At 59.4% G+C, this 22,794-nt stretch carries 16 protein-coding genes; 6 read left to right on the top strand and 10 right to left on the bottom strand.

The genetic code is table 11. The annotated features are described in order from the left end of the window. The first annotated feature begins 156 nt into the window (after positions 1–156). Together PW789_RS07585 and PW789_RS07580 are read left to right on the top strand one after the other, a co-directional pair. Positions 157–507: a PadR family transcriptional regulator gene (locus tag PW789_RS07585; protein ID WP_299373815.1), complete on the top strand. Its 351-nt coding sequence runs from the start codon at positions 157–159 to the stop codon at positions 505–507. Beyond that, positions 504–3,179, top strand: a complete 2,676-nt coding sequence (locus PW789_RS07580) for an ABC transporter permease (RefSeq protein WP_299373812.1) — start codon at positions 504–506, stop codon at positions 3,177–3,179. Before PW789_RS07585 ends, PW789_RS07580 begins: the two co-directional genes overlap by 4 nt. 10 nt (positions 3,180–3,189) lie before the next feature. Here PW789_RS07580 and PW789_RS07575 read toward each other — a convergent pair whose 3' ends face one another. Then, complete coding sequence (locus PW789_RS07575) at positions 3,190–4,116, bottom strand: carbohydrate kinase family protein (protein WP_299373808.1); 927 nt, start codon at positions 4,114–4,116, stop codon at positions 3,190–3,192. A gap of 119 nt (positions 4,117–4,235) precedes the next feature. Then, positions 4,236–5,342, bottom strand: coding sequence for an SIS domain-containing protein (locus tag PW789_RS07570; RefSeq protein ID WP_299373806.1), 1,107 nt, complete (start codon positions 5,340–5,342; stop codon positions 4,236–4,238). Between the two features lie 170 nt (positions 5,343–5,512). On the opposite strand from PW789_RS07570, the gene PW789_RS07565 reads away from it, so the two are divergent. Next, positions 5,513–6,808, top strand: coding sequence for a M20/M25/M40 family metallo-hydrolase (locus PW789_RS07565; RefSeq protein WP_299373803.1), 1,296 nt, complete (start codon positions 5,513–5,515; stop codon positions 6,806–6,808). Here the strand turns inward: PW789_RS07565 and PW789_RS07560 are convergent. The 7 genes from PW789_RS07560 to PW789_RS07530 form a co-directional block, all read right to left on the bottom strand. Next, on the bottom strand, positions 6,805–8,226 hold the full coding sequence (locus PW789_RS07560; protein WP_299373800.1) for an FGGY-family carbohydrate kinase: 1,422 nt from the start codon (positions 8,224–8,226) through the stop codon (positions 6,805–6,807). The genes PW789_RS07565 and PW789_RS07560 overlap by 4 nt on opposite strands. Continuing rightward, positions 8,223–10,421: a bifunctional rhamnulose-1-phosphate aldolase/short-chain dehydrogenase gene (locus PW789_RS07555; protein WP_299373797.1), complete on the bottom strand. Its 2,199-nt coding sequence runs from the start codon at positions 10,419–10,421 to the stop codon at positions 8,223–8,225. Before PW789_RS07555 ends, PW789_RS07560 begins: the two co-directional genes overlap by 4 nt. Positions 10,422–10,544: 123 nt before the next feature. Continuing rightward, positions 10,545–11,639, bottom strand: coding sequence for a substrate-binding domain-containing protein (locus tag PW789_RS07550; protein WP_299373794.1), 1,095 nt, complete (start codon positions 11,637–11,639; stop codon positions 10,545–10,547). A gap of 27 nt (positions 11,640–11,666) precedes the next feature. Then, positions 11,667–12,857 carry a TIM barrel protein gene (locus PW789_RS07545; RefSeq protein ID WP_299373791.1) on the bottom strand — a complete coding sequence of 397 codons (1,191 nt, stop codon included), beginning with the start codon at positions 12,855–12,857 and terminating at the stop codon, positions 11,667–11,669. 85 nt (positions 12,858–12,942) lie between these two features. Further along, the gene (locus PW789_RS07540; protein ID WP_299373788.1) at positions 12,943–13,581 is read right to left on the bottom strand and encodes an LUD domain-containing protein; all 639 of its coding nucleotides are present in this window, start codon (positions 13,579–13,581) and stop codon (positions 12,943–12,945) included. Further along, positions 13,578–15,047, bottom strand: a complete 1,470-nt coding sequence (locus PW789_RS07535; RefSeq protein ID WP_299373785.1) for a LutB/LldF family L-lactate oxidation iron-sulfur protein — start codon at positions 15,045–15,047, stop codon at positions 13,578–13,580. Before PW789_RS07535 ends, PW789_RS07540 begins: the two co-directional genes overlap by 4 nt. Further along, positions 15,044–15,829, bottom strand: coding sequence for a (Fe-S)-binding protein (locus PW789_RS07530; protein ID WP_299373782.1), 786 nt, complete (start codon positions 15,827–15,829; stop codon positions 15,044–15,046). The genes PW789_RS07535 and PW789_RS07530 overlap by 4 nt, the downstream gene beginning before the upstream one ends. A 95-nt stretch (positions 15,830–15,924) precedes the next feature. Here PW789_RS07530 and PW789_RS07525 point away from each other — a divergent pair, with 95 nt between their 5' ends. The 3 genes from PW789_RS07525 to PW789_RS07515 all read left to right on the top strand — a co-directional run bounded on the left by PW789_RS07525 (position 15,925) and on the right by PW789_RS07515 (position 20,903). Then, positions 15,925–17,109 carry an L-rhamnose/proton symporter RhaT gene (locus PW789_RS07525; RefSeq protein WP_299373779.1) on the top strand — a complete coding sequence of 395 codons (1,185 nt, stop codon included), beginning with the start codon at positions 15,925–15,927 and terminating at the stop codon, positions 17,107–17,109. A gap of 150 nt (positions 17,110–17,259) precedes the next feature. Beyond that, on the top strand, positions 17,260–19,365 hold the full coding sequence (locus tag PW789_RS07520) for a prolyl oligopeptidase family serine peptidase (RefSeq protein ID WP_299373776.1): 2,106 nt from the start codon (positions 17,260–17,262) through the stop codon (positions 19,363–19,365). Then, positions 19,362–20,903: an amidohydrolase family protein gene (locus PW789_RS07515; RefSeq protein WP_299373773.1), complete on the top strand. Its 1,542-nt coding sequence runs from the start codon at positions 19,362–19,364 to the stop codon at positions 20,901–20,903. The genes PW789_RS07520 and PW789_RS07515 overlap by 4 nt, the downstream gene beginning before the upstream one ends. Here the strand turns inward: PW789_RS07515 and PW789_RS07510 are convergent. Further along, positions 20,897–22,438 carry an amidase gene (locus PW789_RS07510; RefSeq protein WP_299373770.1) on the bottom strand — a complete coding sequence of 514 codons (1,542 nt, stop codon included), beginning with the start codon at positions 22,436–22,438 and terminating at the stop codon, positions 20,897–20,899. The two genes, PW789_RS07515 and PW789_RS07510, sit on opposite strands and share 7 nt — an antisense overlap. Positions 22,439–22,794: the final 356 nt, after the last annotated feature.

Here is a 22,794-nt window from a genome sequence, read left to right as displayed (position 1 = left end):
CGCAAACACTCCTCCGTACTGCTTTCCTACCGCTCTTTTGGGGGATATCCGTCAGATACAGACGACTTTCAGAACAAAATTCACGGGACCGGTGAACTTTTTCTCTCCTGTGGCGTATCCACAGGTATAAATGTGGGGACGCCACAGGAGAGACGATTGGGAGACAACAAGCTCGACCTTTTGCAGGGAACACTGGATCTTATGGTCCTTCAGACACTTGCCGCGATGGGCGAGATGCACGGCTACGGCATCGCTCGACGCATCGAGCAGGTCAGCGGGAACGAGGTGCTCCTGAACCAGGGGACGATCTACGCGGCGCTTGTGCGACTGCAGCAGCGCAGTTGGATCTCAGCCGCCTGGGGAGCGTCGGAGAACAACCGCCGGGCAAAGTTCTACACCATCACCAGGCGTGGACAAAAACAGCTGGAGCAGGACACCGCCTACTGGACACGGCTCTCCGGCGTCATGAGCCGCGTGCTGGCGATGGGCGAGAAGGAGTCATCATGATGCGCTCAGAACCGAAGGTGCCGTGGAGCGACCGCCTGCAGCATACCCTGGCGCGGCTTCGCTCGCTGTTTCATCGCGAAACGCTCGATGCGGAGCTGAACGCGGAGCTGGAGTCGCACATTGAGATGGCGATCGAAGAGAAGCAGAGACAGGGATTCAACCCGGAAGAGGCTCGGAGGCAGACTATGATTCAACTCGGCGGTGTGGAACAGACCCGGCAGAAGCAACGCGAGGCACGCGGCCTCCCCTGGCTTGAGATTCTCATCAGCGATCTGCGATACACGATGCGGACGCTTCGACGCGATCGTAGTTTCGCTGTCGTCGCCGTGCTCATCCTCGCACTCGGCATTGGAGCCAATATTGCTGTCTTCAGCGTTGTGAACACGCTGATGTTGCGGCCGCTGCCGCTGTACGATCCCGGCCGCCTGGTGTGGATTGCCCCGCCCGATGCCAATGGACTTTCATCCATGACCTACTCTGCCGATGCCTATGACGATCTGCGGCTGATGAACACCTCTTACACCGACGTGACCGCTTACTATGCCTTTTCCGCGCCGGACAATCTAAGGCTTTCAGGACATGGGGAACCCTCTCCGCTGACAGGGATCGGCGTCACCAGCAACTTCTTTCACGTACTCGGCGTGGACCCCATACTGGGCCGCAGCTTTACGGAGAGCGAGGCAGTCAAGGGAGCACCGAATGTCATCCTGCTGACCTACCCCTACTGGAAACGGCAATTCGGCGGCGATCGATCGATCGTCGGCAAGGCCATCACTCTGGATGGCAAACCAACCACCGTAGTGGGGGTTCTTCCGGAGAGTTTTGACTTCGGCTCCATCTTTTCACCGGGGGCAAAGGTCGACGCGTTTGCGCCCACAATTCTGGATGATATCCGCACGCAGGGAAACACACTTGCCATGATCGGGCGCATGAAGCCAGGAGTAACCGTCGCGCAGACCCAGGCCGAGGCAAAGACATTGTTTCGGAGGTTCTACTGGAGCAAGCGTGATCCCCTGTCCCAGGGAGGGTACAGCGCCCATCCGACGCTGCTTAAGGATTACGTGAGCGGCAAGCTGCGGCGATCGCTGATTGTGCTCTGGTGTGCCGTCGGACTGATCCTGGTCATCGTGTGCGTCAATCTCTCAAACCTTCTGCTGGCCCGCTCTGCCGCCCGCAGCAAGGAGTTTGCGTTGCGCAGTGCTCTGGGAGCAGGACGTAGCCGCCTCATACGTCAACTGCTGACCGAAAGCCTCGTGCTCTCCTGTGCGGGAGCGGCAGGAGGACTATTGCTCGCCTACCTGATCACTTTTTATCTCTCCCACCAGAGCTCGATCGCGCTGCCTCTGCTGAACAGCATACGCATCGACGCTGCCGCTCTAGGCTGGACGCTCGCCATCACCATCGGCTCCACGCTGCTCTTCGGGCTGCTGCCCGGATGGAAGACCGCCACCGGCAATCTGCAGGAGGCATTGAAAGATACAGGCCAGGGGATGAGCGATGGGCGCAAGCACGAGGGCCTTCGTTCCGCGCTCGTCATCTCTGAGGTTGCGCTGGCCTGCGTCCTGCTGATCGGGGCGGGCCTGCTGCTGCGAAGCTTCCTGCATGTCATCGACATCGATCTCGGCTATCAGCCCTCCACGGCGGCAGCCATCAAGCTCGACTACGACGACCAGATGAATATTGCAAAGCAGACCGAGTTCTTTCGCGAGACAGTACGCCGCGCACAAGCCATTCCCGGCGTTGAAGCAGCCGGCCTGAGCGATAACCTCCCGCTGGAAAGAAATCGTGGATGGGGCGGCCCGGCAGTCAAAGGAAAGACCTACCGTCCGGGAGAGATTCAGGACGCCTTCGTATACGTCGTCTCGCCAGGCTATCTGCCGGCGATGGGCATGCGGTTGCGCGGACGGGACTTTGGCTGGCAGGACGACGATAAAGGTGACAGCACCATCATCCTGAACGAGACCGCCGCGCACGCGCTGTGGCCCAACGAAGATGCCGTCGGCAAGATGGCCGTGCTCGGAAAGACAGATGTTCGCGTTATCGGAGTAATCCAGGATGTTCACGAGACGAATGTCGAAGGTAAGCCAAGCTGGCAGATGTATCTGCCAGTCATGCGAAGCGAATGGGGCGCTTCTGGAGCGACGCTCGTCGTGCGCACCAAGCTTCCTCCAGCCCAACTCGCGTCCAGCGTGATGCATACTCTGCGGGAGATGAATCCGAAGCAGTCCGCGGTCGAGTTTCGGCCACTGCAGCGCACCGTCGATCACGCCGTCTCGCCGCGCCGCTTCTTCATGCTGCTGGTCTCCATCTTTGCCGGGCTGGGACTTATTCTCGCTTCGCTCGGCATCTATGGCGTGATCTCGTACTCCGTCACGAGACGGACGCAGGAGATCGGCATCCGTATGGCGCTGGGCGCAACCCCGGAGAGAGTGCAGCGCGCCATCCTCTCCCAGACGCTGCGTATGGCGCTGATGGGTATTGCGGTGGGACTGGTCGCATCGTTTGCCGTCGCCGGACTGATCGCATCGCTCCTCTTCGGAACGAAGCCAACAGATCCCGGAACGTTTGCGGCGATGGCGACGATCCTGATACTGGTCGCCGGGTTCGCCGGATATCTGCCAGCGCGCAGAGCCTCACGGATCAACCCGATGGTGGCTCTTCGTAACGAGTAGGAGACATCCGCTAAGAATGTAGCGGCAGCGGGTGGCGCTCAAAGAAGCTGTTCCTGAGCGCCACATCGCGAAATGCCTCTGTTCCGCCGGAGCGAAGCGTCGAAAACGCGCCCGTGATATTGCCGGCACGAGCTGCAAGCGCTGCCGGAGCGCCAAGCAGCCATGCATGCAGGAAACCGGCGTTGAAGCTATCTCCAGCCCCAACCGTATCGACGGGTTCAACCGTGAGCGGATCGACATGCTGCGTCTTGCCTGCGTGTCGCACCAGGGCACCGCGCGAGCCGCACTTCACCGCCACAGTGGGAACGATGGCGCCAAGACGCTCAATCGCCTCCTCCACGCTGCTGGTGCGGGTCATACGGCAGGCTTCGGATTCATTGGGCAGCAGCACATCGACCCACGGAAGAACGCCGTCGAGCAGGTTCTCCCAGCGGTCGTCAGGATCGTCGTTGGTGTCGAGCGAGATCGTAAGACCAGCTTCCCTCAGACGGCGGAAGAGTGGACCGACGTCCGGAAGAAGTCCTGTCTGAAGGTAGGGCGAAGAGAGATGAAAGTGCTGTGCCTGAGCAAGGTGCTCCAGGTCGAGATCGCCGATTCCCATCTCCGCCATCGTTCCGGGATAGGTAAACATATGCCGCCCATCGCTGTGCGGCAACACGATCGTGACACCGGTAGCGGTGTCATTGGTGGCATGGGTCACGCGAGAGAGATCGACCTCAGCCTGCGAGAGCCGCTCTAGCGCAATCCGTCCCAGGTCATCGCCTCCAACGCGGGTCGTAAACGTCACCGACGTTCCCAGCGTAGCGAGGTTATGCGCAAGGATCGCCGAGGAGCTGCCTAGCGTCACCTCAAACCGCGAGGCAAGCAGCTCGCGCTCCATCGGCATCTCCGACGGAAGACCATAAAGGATGAGATCCAAGTTGATCTCGCCGGCCATTGCAATCTGGAAGCGGTGTTTCAGAGCAGAACTCTCCTCAAGTGGAATAACGAACGACCGGACGTGTCGCCAAAAAGAAATAAAACGAAAGACACTCTCATCTTAATTCAGGATGATGCTCAGCCAGCGGTGGAGATCCCATGCAGACGGAACTTCTGCACCACGCGGCTGATAACACCGGTGGCAGACGGAGCATCGGGCTTGAGCCCCTCGTGCATACAGCGATAAAAGGCCAACACCTGGCCGATCAGCACATGCAGGAGGGAACAGCCATCATCACCAGCAGCCACGAAACCATTGTCTTCGAAAGCGAGGTCCCCGTCATTCAGCAGATCCTGCGGAATGTTGGCACCGACCAGGATCTTTCGCAAGCCAAGCTTCTTGGCGTTCAGCTCTGAGATGAGATCGATCTCGTAGGCGCGACGCACCGGCTCGGACGACAGGAAGCACACCACCAGGGTGTTGGGGTCGATGGCGCTCATGGGCCCATGGCGCAGTCCAAGATAGGTCTCGCTGGTGGTCATCACGCGGCCGGCAGTCATCTCCGTCATCTTCAACGCGGATTCGCGGGCGGCTCCAAAGGCCGAGGCGTCCGCGAGATAGAAGGCGCGATGGAAGGGCAGCCGAGCGATCTTCGGCAGCCGCTGGAAGGCATCGTCCAGGAGCCTCTCTGCCGTCTGGCTAAGCTGCTCTGCAAATGAAATAAACTCTGACGGATTGGCGCTCCAGCCAAGTGACATCGCAGTGAGCACCATGTTGGTAAAGCTACTCGTCATGACGAGGCTGCGGTCGTTGGTACGATCGTCGAGGACCACGGCGTGGACGTTCGCATCCATCTTCGCCTTCGCAGCAAGCTGGCCGTTTGCGTTGCAGGTGATGACCAACTGGCGCACCGCGGTATCGGCCTCCGATACCTTGAGCAACGCCGCCACGCTCTCCGGGCTATCCCCCGAACGAGCAAAAGAGATCATCAGAGCAGGCCGCTCAGGCGCCAGCAGATCGATACCGTCGGTCAGAATAGTACCGGATCCAGTGACCTGCACCGTGATTGCAAGACGGCGCTGCAACATGGGCCGGCTACAATCACCGGCATACTCCGAGCTTCCCGACCCCGTCAGAATGACCGCCGCAACGCCATCCGTAAAATGCTTAAGGTCGACCAACAAGGCTGAGGCTTGTTTCGCCGTAATCAGCCAGGTGGCAGGCTGCTGCAGAATCTCTCGCAACGTAGCAACATGACCGTGCTCGTCAGAGAGAGTCTGGAGTCGCAGTATTTCAGTCTGTAGGTCAGCAGATTCAGTTTTTAGTTCTAAATTGTCCATAAAGTTAGCAAACGAAATAATTATATAATAAAAGATAACAATTATTCATCCTGCTTGATAGGTAAAAAACTGGAATGCGACAAATATCCGCCGATGCAGAAGCTGCAGCCGTTCGTGCGCTAAAAGATCTCAAGCCAGAACTCACCGAGCTCCTGAAGGACCTGATACGCGTGAACACCGTCTCAATTCCTCCCGATGGCAACGAGACCCCGGGTCAGCTCGTCTTCCAGAAATTCTTCCGTCAACATGGCCTCCGTTCGGAACTCTACGATACAGAGTTTGTCGCAAAGTCGAAAAACCCTTGGAGCAGAAGACAGCGTAACTATAAGGGCAGAAAGAATCTCGTGGTGCGCGTCGCAGGTTCAGGCGGAGGCCACAGCCTTTTGCTAAGCGGCCACATGGATACCGTCCCCACCGATCTGGCAGGCTGGAAGCATTCCCCCTGGGAGCCTTCTCTCAGCCGCGGGCGCATGTCGGGGTTGGGAACCTTCGATATGAAGGGCGGCATGGTGGCGCAGGTGGCCGTACTGGTAGCCCTGAAGCGGGCGGGGATTCGGCTGAAGGGCGATCTTCTCTTTGAGTCCGTGGTGGACGAGGAGTGGGGCGGCGGCAACGGCACCCTGGCAGGCCGGATGCGAGGCGACAATGCGGATGCCTGCGTCATCGCCGAAGGAACGCAGATGGAGATCTATCGCGCCACGCGAGGCAGCTTCGTCGTTGACCTGCTGGTCCAGGCAGGATCGGAGAAGGATTACTTCTCGTCGGGCGAGGTCGTAAGTCCCGCGATCCCGCTGGGACGGTTACTGGGATGGGTCGACAGCTGGGTGCAGCGGCGGAAGACCGTCAAAGCTCGTGGAGCCTACAAGGACTTCGCCGATGCTGCTCCGGTGCAGGTGCTGGCCGTCGAAGCCAACCGCATGGAGAACCTGCTCCCCCTGAGCGTCCCGCTACGCGCCGGTATCCGCGTTTACTTTCAAACACTCCCACACGAAGACGTCGACGCCCTGATTAGCCAGATTGAGGCATCTCTGCGCCGGTTCGAAAGACAGGACTCGTTCTTCCGCAAGTATCCGGTGAAGTGGTCGCCGCTGTTGGAATCGCCTCTCCTCGGCCACGAGCTTTCGGCGTCACACGCGTGGACCAGGTGCATGGTCAAGAGCGTCGAAACAGTGATGGGCTCGGCAACACTTACCGCCGCTCCTTATCCCTGCGATGCCTTCCTGATGCAGCGTGGCTACAACATTCCCACGCTGGTCTTCGGACCGTGCGGCGGTGGAGCACACAATCCCAACGAGTACGTTGAGATGAAGTCGCTCTTTCAGTCTGCGGAGGCGATGCTGGCTGCCGCACTCGACTGGTGCGGCGCCTAGCTGGATTGCAGGGCCGCCGCCCAGCGAGCAATGTTGTTAGCCGAGGTATCGCCGTCAAGCGTCGCGAACTGTAACGCGAAGTTGCCGATCGTCGAGCTCTCCACTGCGCCGCGGATCACTTTCAGGCCGGTTGCCTTCTCCGTCAACGCATTAAGCAGCGTGTTCTGGCTGCCGCCACCAACGATATAGATCCTGGCAAAACGCTTGCCTGTCATCGCCGAGATCGAGTGCAGCACACTGGCATAGCGAGCGGCGAGCGACTCGAAGATGAGGCGTGCCATCTGAGGAGGATCGGAGATAGGACTGAGTCCTCCTGCCGCGCGCTGTGCGTTGATGCGTGCCGGCATATCACCGGGAATAGCGAGGTCGGGGTCATCCACGTCGATCAGCTCCGACAGGGGAACATCGGGAAGCGCGCGTGCCTGCTCTACCAGAGCCGCCACATCGCTGAGCTTCCAGGCACGCATGGACTGCTGTAGCAGCCACATGCCATTGATGCCCTTATGGAAGAGCACACGACCTCCCGCAGCACCCAGATTCGTGAAGTTCTCCTTCGCCGCCTCCGCACTGTTACATGCCTTATCCAGCACTGTTCCCACCAGCGACCACGTACCGGAGCTGATGTAGGCCCACTCTTCGCCTTCGGCGGGAATGCCCGCGACCGCACTTGCGGTGTCATGGCAGCACGGAGCAATCAGCTTTGCGCCATGCAGCTTAACGATGCTGCCGTTGTAGGTGCCGACGACGGTACCGGCCTCGACCAGCTCAGGCGCGTCTTCGATCCTGACGCCTGTGGCGTCGAAGATCTCTTTGCACCACTTGCCGTCAAGCCCGATCATCGCGCTGTGCGTTGCATTGCTGCGTTCCGCGACCGGGCGTCCGCCCCAGAGATAAAGGAGGTACTCCGGCAGGTTGAGCCATGAAGTATGAGCTGCGTTCAGATGATCCGCATGCTGCTGGTAGACCGTGTTCAACGGCTGCAGCTGGACACCGCTCAACTCGCGCAGGCGCTCAGGGGTAATGCGCTCATGAAGAGAGGCCTCCGCCTTCTGGTTGCGCGCATCGCGGTAGCAGAAGGGCTCGGCGATCGCCTTGCCGTCATCACCAAGACGCACATAATCGACGGCCCAGCCATCGACGGCAATAGAGCGCACTCCTTCTGTTGCGATCTCGGCGCATTGCGCCAATCCCTGCTCCACACCTGCGGCGATCTGGCTGAAGTTCCAGTGCAGGCCGCTCTCGCGCTGCTCTGCATGGTGTCCAAAGCGATGCACCAGCTCGATGTGCGGCTTGCCGTCGCGCCAGCGCAGCAGAGAGACACGACAGCTCTCTGCGCCAAGATCAACGGCGATCAAAGCACCATGGTCCGGCTGATTTGCCGGACCATGGTTATGTGTGGACGATGCTGTGTGGCTCACCGGAGATAGGCCTCGACCAGTCCGCCATCGACCGGAATCAAGTGGCCCGTCGTCACCGGCGTCTTCGGGCCGGCGAGGAACAGGATCGCCTCGGCGCAGTCCTTCGGATCGATGGGAACGTGGGTCAGCGTGCGCTTGGCATAAAAGCCAGCCAGCTTATTGCGCAGTGCATCATCGCTGTCCGCTTCCTCGAAGGCGATGTCGTACTTCTTCAACGATGCCTTCACACGGTCGCGGGGGAACATCGTCGATCCCTTCACCACGGTCGCGGGAGAGATGCCGTTGACGCGTACGGGAGAGAGCGTCACCGCCAGCTCACGCACAAGATGGCTGAGCGCCGCCTTCGAGACGTCGTAGGCCTCGCTTCCCTTCTTGGCGACAACTGCGTTCGCCGAGCTGGTCAGCACCACCGAACCACCGATGCCCTGTGCCTTAAGGACCTTATCCGCCTCGTCCGCCAGCAGGTAGTTGGCCGTGACGTTAATCTCAAGCGTGGTGCCCCACTGCGCATCGCTGATGACTCCGGAGGGAGACGACGGAAAGATTGCAGCCGTATTGATGACGAGATCGAGTCCACCGAACGCGCTCACCGTAGCCTTCAGCGCCTCTGCAATCGTGTCGCGCTTGGTGATGTCGATCGAGGTAAAGATGACGGCTTCCTTGCCGGCGATCTTCTTGCACTCCTCCGCAACCGCCTCCGCGCCCTTGATGTCGCGGTCGGCAACAACGATGTGCGCTCCACGCTCCGCTGCCAGCAGAGCGGTCTCGCGACCGATACCGCTGCCACCGCCGACGATAAGAACAATGCGACGGCTGAGTTCCTTCTCCGGTGGCATACGGCGAATCTTGGCCTCTTCCAGAGCCCAGTATTCGATGCGGAAGGCCTCGCTGGGCGGAAGAGCGACGTAGTTTTCGTAGACGGTGAACTCTTCCGGCCCGGCAGCCGGACCGGCCTGCGGAACGTCAGAAATCTTGCCTTCGCCAGAGAGAGAACCGGCGCCCTGCATCACGTGGATCGCATTGGTGTAGAACTCACCGGTAAGACGTGCCTCCGTCTTGTTCTTACCGAACGAGAACATGCCTACACCTGGGATCAGCACCACGGTCGGGCTGGCATCGCGCTGAGCCGGCGAGTCCTTCAGAGCATGTTTCGTGTAGTACTCGGCGTACTCCTTGCGGTAGGTCTCAATCGATTTATCGATGAGTGCAGGGATCTCCTTCGGATCGCCCTTGGGATCCCACTCGATGTACATCGGGCGAATCTTGGTGCGGATGAAGTGATCCGGGCAACTGGTGCCGAGATGCGCAAGCTGCTTGGCGTGTACGCTGTTCGCGAATTCGAGCACATCGGGTGCCGAAACATAGTTGCCGATCCAACGCTGCTTGCGGCTCACGGCTCCACGCAGATGGGCGAAGATATCCTGCGCCACGGTCGCGGCATCGCTGCGGGTCTCGTGCAGAGCGCCGCCGAAGGTCTTCTTGCCGCGCAGCTGGTCGTGCTTTTCGATGAACTGGCCGATCTGATCGATGATCGTGATGGTGTTCAGATAGCTTTCGCGCTGGGTGTTTCCCCAGGTAAACAGGCCGTGGCCGCCGAGGATGATGCCGTCGCAGCCAGGATTTTCTTCGACACCACGCTTGAGCATCATCGCCAGCTCAAAGCCGGGGCGCTGCCAGGGAAGCCAGACAAGCTTATGGCCGAACTCCGCATTGAACTGCTCCATGCGCTCCTTGCCGTTAGCCGAAGCTGCCAGAGCGATAGCCCAGTCAGGATGTAGATGGTCGACGTGCGGGAAGGGCAGGAAGCCATGCAGAGGGGTATCGATCGAAGCAGCAACAGGATTGTGGCCGAAGGTGCAGAGCACGTACATCGCAACCATCTCGTCTTCGCGCTCGACGCCCGGATAGACCTTCTCCATCGAATGCAGGCGGTCGAGATAAAGCGTGGCAAATCCTTCGCGCTTGATCGACCCAAGATCGCCACCCGATCCCTTGACCCACAGAACCTGCTTGGCCGTCTGATCCAGAGGATCCTTCATCTCGAACTTCGAGCTCGTGTTACCGCCGCCGAAATTGGTGATGCGAAGATCGGAGCCGAGAAGGTTGGAGCGATAACGGAGGAGCTCAGGACCATCCAGGGTTTTCGCGATGCTGTCGTCCCAACGATCCTCAAGAAACTTCAGGGTTGCTGCCATGTGAAAAGTACCTGCTTCCTTCTGTTCAAGGTGAAATCCAGCGCACGCAGAAGACCATACTCCCGCGTGCACCGTCCATCATGCCACAGTGAATATCATTACAGCAACAATTCCTCTATTGCACTACTGGTCGTCCTTCTTCGTCGATTTCCGCGTTACCAAACGATGTTCCACATAGTTGTAGGGTGGAACCGTGGTGCCGTTGAGAAGAGCCAGGCCAATGTGAATAAGGTTCGCCCCATAGCTTGGGGCTTCATGCGAGATTGTGCCGATCATCGGCGAGTCCTTCTTGCGAATCTCCACCAGGGCTTCGGCGATCGAGTCCTGACCGACGATCGCAACGTGCTTTTCGCGCTTTGCCTCGCGTACGGCATCCAGCGCACCAAGGGCGCTGGTATCGTTGGCTGCGGCAATCAGAATGCCATGCTCCTTGGGATGCCGGGCCAGAAATTCACCGATGATCTTGCGGCTCTTGTCGCGGCGGCCATGGCCCTCCATACGCACAAAGCACTCCACCGGGATGGTTGGCTGTTGCTGCTTGATGGCGGCGAAGGCTCCGGTGATGCGGCTCTGCACCAGCAATCCGGCCTCGGAGAGGTCTAGCCCCAGTACCCAGGTCGTCTTTCCCTGCCACTGCTCCATGGCATGCTGCGCCAGCAGCTCCCCGGCCTCATAGCCGACGCGGTAGTTATCGACACCAAAGTAGGTCGCATGGGGATGTGGAATGTCGATCGCGATCAGGGGAATGCCTGCTGTGGCGATCCGATCAGCGATGACCGGCGCCGCCTCCTGCACCACCTGGAACTCGATGACGAGATCGACCTTGGAGCGGACGAACTCCTCCGCGTTCTGAATGGCGGTCGCGGCGTCGTACTTGTTATCGAGCACGACCAGGTCGATGCCCGCGTTTGTCGCGGCAGTGTTGAGGCTCTCCGTCACCGCGACAGAGAACGGCATCTCGGCGCTTTGCGCAGCAAAGCCGAAACGAATCTTCTTCGGGCGGGAGACGATCCGGTAAAGACCGTCGGAGCTGCGCGAGAGGTATCCGCGATGCACAAAGGTCTTAAGAACACGGTAGACCGTGGTCTTCGAGACCCGTGTGCGACGATGGACCGCCTCCAGAGACATGGCTTCACCCTCGTTCTGCAACAGCTCGAGGATGTCCAATGCCTTTGAAAGGACTGGGATCAGGTAAAGGCGCTTGGGCGTCTTGCTCAATCAATCTCCTAGTGGTGCGAGTCTCTCTTAAGCGTAACTCGCAACGCTACCGGCATTTTTGCTGGCCCGGGCCCTGGCCGTCTCTTCGACATATCCATTGGAGCGCAATTCGGCAAGTGGATCGGACGCCAGCTTGCGGGACTCGCGCCACTCCCGCGCGATCGGTCGAACGTCGGTCCAGAAACAACCACGGTAATGCTCCTCTGCCGCAACCAGATCACACTTGGCCTGCAGACCGGCGAGCAACTCGTTGTCCACCAGCGCAGCGCGGGCGTAGATCTCCTGCGCTGTCATCACCGTCTGCACCACAGCTTCCATCTTGCCCTTAAGATTATGGCTCTGGTCGACCATAAAGGCTACATCCGAGGCCCCGGCCGTATCGCCCAGCAGCTCGTGGAAGATACGGAAGACCTGGTATGGATCGATCGATCCGATGGTCAGGTCGTCATCGGAGTACTTGCGATCGTTGAAGTGGAAACCGCCCAGAGCGCCCAGGTGTAGCAGCCAGGCGACGATCTGCTCAATGTTCTGACCGAGATAGTGATGGCCGGTATCGACCAGCACCTTGGCCTGTGGTCCTGCCTTATGGGCCAGCGCCAGGGCCATGCCCCAGTCGGCGATATCGGTGTGATAAAAGGCGGGCTCAAACGGCTTGTACTCCACCAGCATCCGCTGCTCCGGAGAGAGTGCGGCATGCATGGTGGCAAGCGCCTCGCCTGTCCACTCGATGCGGCGGCGAATGCTCTGCGTTCCGGGATAGTTGGATCCGTCCGAGTCCCATATGGAGATATCGCGCGAACCCAGCGCCTTCGCGATCTCGACCGAGTCCAGCAGATGCTCCAGCGCGGACTTGCGAACCTCGGGATCGGGGTTGGCGATTGAGCCGAATTTGTACTCCTGGTTCTGGAAGAGGTTTGGGTTGATGGAGCCTGCCTTCACCCCGTACTTCGTCTCCAGGCGCTTGATCTCCGGCACATCGGCCGTACCATGCGGGAGATCCCACAACACATGCAGCGCAACCGTCGGCGCCACGCCTGTCAAACGGTTGACCTCACCGGCATCGGCAAACTTCTCTTCGATGGAGGTCGCCGCAGAGGGCTGAATGAACTTGCCGAAGCGTGTCCCGGTATTGGAAAAACCCCAGGAAGGAACTTCGATACGGAAGCCATCCAATGCTGCAAAGACTTTCTCCTGCTGCGTCGCCGTGATGCCAGTCATAACTTGAAACTCCGTATCAGAAATATAATCCCTATTGGAATAGACACGGTAGATGTCTCCGCGCCACTCTGTCAACCAGTTCCATCTAATTCATCAAAATTACGTCGACGAAACGGGGGCCATGCACACCTTTTATGCGCGTCATCTCAATATCCGCCGTGGCGGAAGGTCCGCTAAAAAAGGTGGTCGGCAGATTTTTTGTCAGCTCCAGCAGCCGCATTGCCTCCACGACCGTCTCCACAACGGAGATTACAGGCAGCAGGCAGAGGTGATAGTCCGGCACCAGGGTAATGGCGCGTCGGCCTTGCCCCGGTGCCGTCTGAAGGACGATGGTGCCGGTCTCGGCGATTCCTACCGTCGCAGTCGTCATCACGGCCGTAAAGCCGTCCAGCTCTGTCGCTGAAAACTCCCGATCGACGACAAACTCTGCGCCACGCTGCCAATCCTCCGGCAAGCCCTCGGGTATCAGAACCCGCTCTATCTTGCGGCTGCGCAGCACTTCGGTGACCGCCGCACCAACCTCCAGAGCCGAGACGCGAAAGACGTTCGCGTCATATTCACGCAGCCGTTCCTCGAACAGGTCAAGAATCGCCTCGTGCGAGAGCGTGGCCGTCGTTTGATAGCTGCGGTCGATGCCTGCATACGAAGCCGCTGCCGTCTCCAGTGTGGATGCGCCCTTTGCAGCGCGTACCCGCCTCAAAATCTCTTCGCGCGCTGTGCTCATTGCTTGCCTCGCTTCTCCCACCAGTCGCGGAAGGTCTCCTGCGGCATCGCCTGCAGGTCACGGGTACTGGTCCAGCCACCGAGCAGGCCCGGGAGCCAACCGATCCAACCATCGGAGGCCTCCTGCTTCTGTCCAACGATGGCAAAGCTCCGCTTCTCCGACTTCACCAGCGGCAGCTCCGCGAGCCGTCCCAGTCGCTGCGCAGCGCGGAATCGCCGCTCCGATCTGAAGACCTGAGCGACTGCCTTCATCGCCAGACTCTCCGGGGCGTACCAGCCGTTTTGCTCAACCACCTTGTGGCGCAGGTGAATCAGCACCTCGGGGATATTGATCTTGACGGGGCAGACTTCGTAGCAGGCCCCGCACAACGAGGAGGCGTAGGGCAGAGACTGGGAGTGTTCGAGGTGCATCAGCTGCGGCGTCAGGATGGCACCGATCGGCCCGGCATAGACGCTACCGTAGGCATGTCCGCCAGTCTGGCGGTAGACCGGGCAGGCATTCTGGCAGGCTCCGCAGCGGATGCATTGCAGGGTTTGACGCCCTTCCCTGTCTGCAAGCACCTCTGTCCGTCCGTTGTCGAGCAGCACGATGTGCATGCGCTGCGGCCCGTCACCCGGGTGTACGCCGCACCACATCGAGTTGTACGGGTTCATCCGCTCACCGGTCGCCGAGCGCGGAAGCATCTGAAGCAGCGGTTCAAGATCCTGCCAGCGCGGCACCACTTTTTCAACGCCGACAACCGAGATCAGCGTCTCCGGCATCGTCAGGCACATGCGGCCGTTGCCTTCGCTCTCGACGATGCAGACGCCGCCGGTCTCCGCGACGAGGAAGTTTGCGCCGCTGACCGCAGTCGTCACGCGAAGGAATTTTTCCCGCAGAAAGCGTCTTGCCGCATCGGCAAGGTCTGCCGGCTTGTCGCCGAGATCCGGTAGATTCATCGTGCGCCGGAAGATCTCTCGCACCTGAGCGCGGTTTTTATGCAGCGCCGGAACCACAATGTGCGACGGCTGATCTTCTCCCAGCTGGATGATCAGTTCGGCAAGGTCGGTCTCATAGGCGTGAACCCCTGCAGCCTCCAGCGCATTGTTGAGCTGGATCTCTTCGGTGGTCATCGACTTGATCTTGATGACCTCGGTCGTGCCGATCTCCTTGACCAGCCCCACGACGATCTTCTGCGCCTCGGCCGCATCACGAGCCCAATGGATGACTCCGCCCGCTTTAGTGAAGTTTCGTTCGAACTCCTCCAGGTAGACATCGAGATTCTCGAGGACATGGGCCCGGATCTGGCGGCCGCTCTCTCGCAACGCCTGCCAGTCCTGCTTCTCCTCGACCAGCTTGCGGCGCTTGGTCTGGATCACGTCGGTCGCGTGACGAACATTCTTGCGCAACTGCGCATCGCCGAGCAGCGCTCGTGCCGCCTGCTGAAAGGTCGGAGCCGTCCTAGGATCGAGGGGGACGCGGCTCATAGCGTCACCTCGGTCGGCAGAGCATCTTCCGCCTCTTCATCAGCCTCGGTATGGGCCAGAATCTCGGCGAGGTGGCGGGTGGTCACGCCGGTGCGCTGACGGTGCAGCGCTCCCTGAAGGTGCATCAGGCAGGAGTTATCGCAGGCCGTGCACTCCTCTGCTCCGGTATTCAGCACAGCGCGTGTCTTTTCCGCGAGCATGGCGCTCGAGACATCGGCGTTTTTGACGGCAAAGGTTCCGCCAAAGCCGCAGCATTGCTCAAGGTTGGCGATCTCCACCAACTCCAGCCCACGCACCGATTTCAGGAGCGTCTGCGGGCCGTCGCCGAGCCCCAGCGAACGCAGGCCATGGCAGCTGGCATGATAGGTCACGCGATGAGGATAGTAGGCGCCCACGTCGGTCAGGCCAAGCTTCTTGGTGAGAAACTCCGAGAACTCCCAAACGCGCGGCAGGATGGCGGCCGTGCGTTCGGGGAGAGATGTATCCCCGCCCTCTGCGACGATGCGCTCAGCCATGATCGGATAGTGCTCACGCATCATGGCTACGCAGGAGGACGAGGGGACGACGACGGCCTCCGCATGTTCGAACTGTTGGAGGAAACGCGGCAGCAACGGAAGAGCCTCGGCCTGATAGCCGGTGTTCCAATGCATCTGGCCGCAACAGGTCTGCCCAGCGGGAAATTCCACCGTATGGCCCAGTCGTTCCAGAACCTCGACCACCGCCTTTCCCGTTGCCGGAAAGAGCGTGTCGTTATAGCAGGTGATAAAAAGCGCTACCTTCAAGCCGCGACTCCAAGGATTCCAATAGAGATTATATTTCCCAAAAGCAATTCGCATCCGTTAGGATTGCGGCATTAACTTTTTGGAGACGCCCAGGCATGGGAGCAAACCCGCTCATTGGTGTTGTATATCACTGGATCGGCGGCTTTGCCTCCGCGACAAACTTTATTCCATTTCGTGGGATTAAGCGCTGGTCCTTCGAAATCTACTGGATCATCCAGGGCTTTGCGGCATGGATCGTCGCTCCGGCGTTGCTCTGCTCCATCTTCGTGCCCGACACGATCGGCATCCTGCGCGCGACGTCCCCACACGTGATCTACACCTGCATCTTCTGGGGAATTCTGTGGGGCGTAGGTGGTCTGACCTTCGGCCTTTCGGTCCGCTATCTGGGTATCGCCCTCGGGTACGCCATCGCTCTCGGCTTCTGTACCGCATTCGGCACGCTGATTCCGCCGATGATGCATGGACAGCTAGGGAGCATCGCCCATGAACGATCGGGCCAGGTCGTCATCGCCGGTATCTGCCTTTGCCTGGTCGCCATCGCCGTCAACGGCGCCGCTGGCTGGCGAAAAGAACATGAGGTCACCGAAGAGGAGAAGGTCGAGGCCGGAGAGCGTGACTTCTCGTTCGTCCGTGGTCTCACGGTCGCCGTCTTCGCCGGTATCATGAGCAGCTTCTTCGCTGTCGGCCTGGATGCGGGCAAGCCGATCGCCGATATCGCCAAAACGCGGCTGCTGGCGGCGGGTAAGCTCGACCTCTGGCAGAACCTGCCGGTGCTGATCGTCGTGCTATGGGGCGGCTTCATCACCAACCTGCTCTGGTCTGTCTTCCTCATCATCAAGAACCGTTCGGCCGGAGAGTTTCTTGGCGATCCCGGCAGCAACCCGCTGCGTGCAGCCAAGGTCAGCGGTTACACCATCGCTGGCTTTGACCCCACCGATCCATCTCTCCTGAAGCTCTCGAACAAGACGCTGATCTCGAATTATTTTCTGGCCGCGCTTGCAGGCGTCGTCTGGTACTTCCAGTTCTTCTTCTATTCCATGGGCCAGACGAAGATGGGACAGTTCGAATTCTCATCGTGGACGCTGCATATGGCCTCAATCATCCTCTTCGCCACGCTGTGGGGCATCGTGTTGAAGGAGTGGCGTGGCACCAGTTCCAAAACCAAGGGTCTGGTCACAGCAGGCATCCTGTTGCTTATCGGAGCCTCTATTGTTGTGGGGGCCGGCAATTATCTAAAGACGCTGGAACCAGCCGCATCGACGACATCGATGCAGCAATGACGCAGCAATAACGCACTACGTTGGAATTTCCTCCAGGCCGTCCTTCCATGGACGGCCTGGCTGCATGCGGCGAACCGCATCGCACGCGTATGCTGGTAAACGAAGCATCCTCAAAAAAAGCATCAGATCCTACACCATCATTGAGGTCGAATGACGCACCGCCGCACGCTGTGTCTGTTATCGCTTTTTTGTCTGGGCACATCTCCTCTTTGGGGCCAGAACTTCACCATCGAGCAGGCATTGAGTGCGCCCTTCGCTTCGGACCTCGTCGCTGGTCCTAAACCGGACACGGCTGCCTGGATGGAAGACCAGCAAGGCCATCGCAATCTCTACACGGCCGAATCCGATACAAAGGGCCACTTCCAGGTACGGAAGCTCACCGCTTACGACAGCGACGATGGGCAGGAGATGTACGACATCGCCTGGACACCGGATGGAGCCAGTCTCGTCTTCGTACGCGGAGGTGATTCGGAATATCCCGAAAAGAGCGATCCCAACCCGACCCATCGGAGCACCGGCGTATCGCGTGACGTCCTCATCGTACCGGCCTCAGGCGGAACACCGCGCAAGCTTGGCGAAGGCTTCTCCCCTGCTGTCTCACCCAAAGGCGATCAAGTCACGTTCCTCGCGCATGGCTCGGTTTATGCAGCGGATCTTCAACCAGAAGGCGCGAAGGCTCACCAGATGTTTATCGCACGCGGCGATATCACGGCTCTCACCTGGTCTCCCGATGGTCATGCCCTCGCCTTCGTCAGCGACCGCGGCGATCATGGCTTTATCGGGGTCTACGATGTCGCCACCGGCCGCATTCAATATCTGTCACCATCCACAGCAGACGATGCCGATCCAGTTTGGTCATCCGACAGCCGCCGCATCGCCTTCATTCGAGTGCCGGGCCTGCCCGAAGGCTCTTCCTTCGCACGCCGAACCGCTCCGCCATGGTCGATCTGCGTTGCCGATGCCTCTACCGGAGAAGGCCGCGCTATATGGACCGCAGACGAAGGCCCCGGAAGCTCTTTCCGCGAGATCCACGGCACCGAGTTGCTCTGGAGCAAAGACGACCGGCTGATCTTTCCATGGGAGAAGGAAGGATGGTCGCATCTCTACTCGGTGCCTGCCGAAGGAGGAAAGGCTGAGTTGCTGACGCCGGGTGAGTTCGAGGTCGAAGACATGCAGCTGACGCAAGATGGTCACAGCATCCTTTATGCATCGAATCAGTCCGATATCGACCGCCGGCATCTCTGGTCTGTCTCCACCGCGGGTGGTAAGCCGCAACAGCTGACCTCTGGCAATACGATCGATGTCGCCCCGGTCGACACCTCTCATAGCATCATTTATCTGCGATCGGATGCACACACACCGCTCCGCCCGGCTGCACTGCTCAGCCATGGAGCAACAACAGACCTTACGCCGCAGCTGATCCCATCAACTTTCCCCGGGAAGCAATTCATCGCGCCCGAGCAGGTTCTTTTGCCTGCTGCGGATGGCCTTCCACTGCATGGCCAGATCTTCCTGCCGCCGAACGCCCACGACGGCAAAAAGCATCCTGCGCTTGTCTTCTTTCATGGAGGCTCGAGGCGCCAGATGCTGCTGGGCTTTCACACCATGGGCTACTACTCCAATGCCTATGCGATGAATCAGTATCTCGCCAGTCGGGGATATATTGTTCTTTCAGTCAACTATCGCAGCGGCATCGGCTATGGTCTGAATTTTCGTGAAGCCCTGCACTACGGACGCGACGGCGCGGCGGAGTATAACGACATCCTCGGCGCAGGACACTACCTTCAAAGTCGAAGCGATGTCGATACGCACCGGATCGGCGTATGGGGCGGCAGCTATGGCGGCTTCATGACGGCACTCGCCCTGGCGCGCGCCTCCGATATCTTTTCCGCAGGCGTCGACATGCACGGCGTGCATCAGTGGCTGCCGCCATCGGATGCAAAGCCGTCGCATGATCCCGAGGCCAACGCAAAGACGCGGAAAGTCGCATGGGAGTCTTCGCCGATGGCGTATCTCTCGACGTGGCGCTCGCCCGTCCTTCTGATCCAGGGAGATGATGACCGCAACGTGCCTTTCTCGCAGACGGTAAACCTCTCACGCGAGCTGACGAAACTTCACATCGAACACGAAGAGCTGGTCTTCCCGGACGAAATTCACGGCTTCCTTCTGCACCGTTCGTGGATCGCGGCCTATGAGGCCGAGGCTGACTTCTTCCGCCGCCATCTTCTCCAGCAACCGGACAAGGAGTCTCATTGAATCGCCTCCGTTTCGTCTGCCTCGCGACGCTCTTCTTCTCGCTGCGCCCCGCAACGGCGCAGCAACAGGTGGATCTTCTGATTCGTGGAGGCTCCATCGTTGACGGCACCGGCGCTCCTGCACGGCGGGCAGATGTCGGCATCCGTGGCGATCGCATCGTGTTGGTGGGAGACGCTGGACGGACAACGGCGAAACGCATCGTCGATGCCAGAGGCCTGATCGTTACTCCCGGATTCATCGATCCACATACACATACGGCTGATGACCTGTCGTCAGTCGCGCGCCATCGTAACGACGCCTATCTGATGCAGGGAGTGACCACAGTTGCAACTGGCAACGATGGGGAGAGTCCCCTCAACACCGGTGCCACGCTTGCAACATGGCAACAGCAGGGCATAGGCACCAATGCGGTTCTGTTCATCGGACAGGGCACCGTGCGAGAAGCCGTAATGAAGATGTCCGATGCCAGGCCGAACGAGGCCCAGCTCGCGCAGATGAAGAAGCTTGTCGCCGATGCCATGCAGCAGGGCGCCATCGGCCTCTCAACCGGCCTGTACTATGCGCCAGGAAGCTATTCGAGCACGGAAGAGGTCATCGAACTCGCGAAGACAGCGGCGAAGTACGGCGGCCTCTACGATACCCACATGCGTGATGAGAGTTCCTACAACATCGGCCTTATGGGCTCGGTCCGCGAGACGATTCGTATTGGACGCGAGGCACATTTGCCGGTGATGATCTCGCACATCAAGGCGCTTGGCGCAGATGTCTGGGGGCAGAGCACAGCAGTCATACAGTTGATCGATGAGGCACGCGCCAGCGGAGTTGACATTACAGCAAGCCAGTATCCCTATACCGCTTCCGGCACAAGTGTCACAGCATCGCTCGTCCCCCGCTGGGCAGAGGCTAACGGTAACCTGCTTCACAATCTGAGCGACCCTGCGCTTCATGACCGGCTGGTGAAAGAGATGACCGTCAATCTTGCCCGTCGTGGCGGCGCGGACACCCTGCTGATGACGAGCGCTAAAGACAAGAGCATCGTCGGCAAGACACTGGCTCAGATCGCCAAAGAACGCGGCGTCTCTCCTGTCGAAGCTGCGATTCAAATCGATAAAGCCGGCGGCTCCGACGTAGCGTCCTTCAACATGAAGGAGAGCGATATTGAAGCTTTTATGAAACAACCCTGGGTGATGACATGCTCGGACGGATCTGAAGGTCACCCGCGCAAATATGGCACCTTCCCGCGCAAGATTCGGGAGTATGTCGACAATCGGCATGTCCTCACCCTGGAGCAGGCAATACGCTCAGGCACATCTCTGCCAGCAGAGACGCTTCACATCAAGGACCGCGGCGTGCTGAAGATCGGATACTTTGCCGACGTTCTCGTCTTCGATCCCAAGACCTTCACCGATGTCTCCACCTATCAGTCGCCAAGGCAACTTGCAAAGGGCGTGCGTTATCTCGCGGTAAATGGAATGCTCGCCGTCGACAACGGCGCGCTGACAAATCAGCTTGCCGGACGTCCGCTGCGCCATCAGTGAGCAGGCGCAACGAGAGTGGGAGGATGGCGATGATGCGTCGCCTGTTCATAAGCGAAGGCATATCCCAGCAGATCTCCGTCATGCCACCGCTTGCCGGAGACCTCGAGCCCAAACGGCAGACCATTCGCGTAGAAACCGCCCGGCACCGATACAGCCGGGACGCCAATACGGTTAACCCATCCGGTCTCGCTGTACGGGCCTGCCGTTGACGCACCGGGAGCAAGCTCGTCATAAGTTGGGATCTGCAGCGCAGGATAGACAAAGCCATCGAGGTTCCAATCCTTGAGTGTCTGTTCGTAGATCGCCAGTGCCTGCCGCTGCGGTCCATCGTAGTTCTTCTCACGGTCCGGATCACTCTCCAGAACTCTCTGCTTCATCGCTGAACCAGCATCACGCCCGGGTCGGATGCCACCGACCATGAACGCGGGGAACTCGCGTCCGGTTGCCGCCTCATATTCCGCAACCGAGTGATAGTGGGCCGGGCCGAAGTCTCTCAGGAAGAGGTCGACTCCTTCTCTGCGATAAGGGCGCGTGTTCATCGTGCGCACGGCAGCAAAAAATGTCTCAGGAAGAATTCTCCTGTCGATGAGGACGGTCGCTCCGGCAGCGCGCATCTGGTCGATCGCCTTCATCAGTGCAACCCGCGTCTCCGGTACAACCGCCCCGGCCAGTGGAGGCGCATCGGGCCCGGAGCCATACACCGACGGCGAGCCTTCAAGGATGAACCATGGCACGGCGAAGCGCTTCCCCTTCAGTGCTCCCGGCTTTAAGTATCCGGTGTATGCTCCCGTCTCCTTCTTGCTCGAAGACTGCTTCGTCCACGCATCCAGCGGATCTTCCCCCTGCATTGCCTCGAGAGCGATGGCGGCATCGGTCACACTGCGCGCCAGAGGGCCCGTGTTGTCCCGTAACCAGTCAAGAGGATGAATACCGGCGATGCTCGTCAGGCCGCGCGTCGGGAGGAAGCCCACCAGATTGTTATTGGCCGCAGGTTGTCGAATCGAGTTCGCCGTATCCGTCCCGGTTCCGAGCACCGCAAAATTTGCCGCAACAGCGACCGCAGTACCTCCAGACGATCCTCCCGGGGAGAAGCGAACGTTATAGGCGTCGCCTGTACGTCCTCCCGCAGTACTGACGTTTGTGTCACTCGCCGCGAAGTCCGGCATGTTCGTCTGCCCCAGCAAAACTGCTCCGGCTTCACGCAGGCGCGCGACGACCATGGCATCGCGCGGCGAGACCAGCTCATTGCCCTTGAGAGTGTAGCCGTCCCATCCTGCACTCGTTACCCATCCCTTGACGCTCGTATTTGCCTTGATGACGATCGGCACTCCCCACAGCAGTCCGTCGCGTTTCTCCAGAGGCATAGCATCCTCCTGAGCTGCTCGTGCCAGTGCACCTGCCGTATCGATGTACAAAAGCGCACGATAGGTGCCGTCGTATTGACGGATGCGATTGAGATACCACTGCGTCACCTGAACTACGGTGTAACGATGCTGCCGATAAAGCTGATGCAGATGAGAGACAGAGACTTCCATCAGGTCACGGTCTATCTGGTTTTCCTTCCGATCCGCCAACGCAGATACGGGAACAGCAGAAGCCATCACCAGAAACAATGCGCTCAGACGGAGGAGGGCTCTCTGTGCGCTACTACTTGCTGCATTTTTTTTCGTAAGGACATGCATCAAAAAGGGCTCCATTGAAGATCGCTTGTTTTCAGCAATTTATGTCGTGACAAAAATATAGTTGCCACAGTCGTTACCTCTCCAGACAAATTTCTCCGACACTCCTGCATCTCTAATCAATGCAAGTTGATTCCAACATGCTCAGATGTGTGTCTTTCGACTACATCTGAATATCGCAATCGGTGTGCGCAGGAACTCCCCTTGAACGC

The sequence above is a fragment of the Edaphobacter sp. genome (assembly GCF_028283685.1).
In the GTDB taxonomy this organism is placed as follows: domain Bacteria; phylum Acidobacteriota; class Terriglobia; order Terriglobales; family Acidobacteriaceae; genus Edaphobacter.
This window is presented reverse-complemented; position numbering and strand designations above follow the sequence as displayed.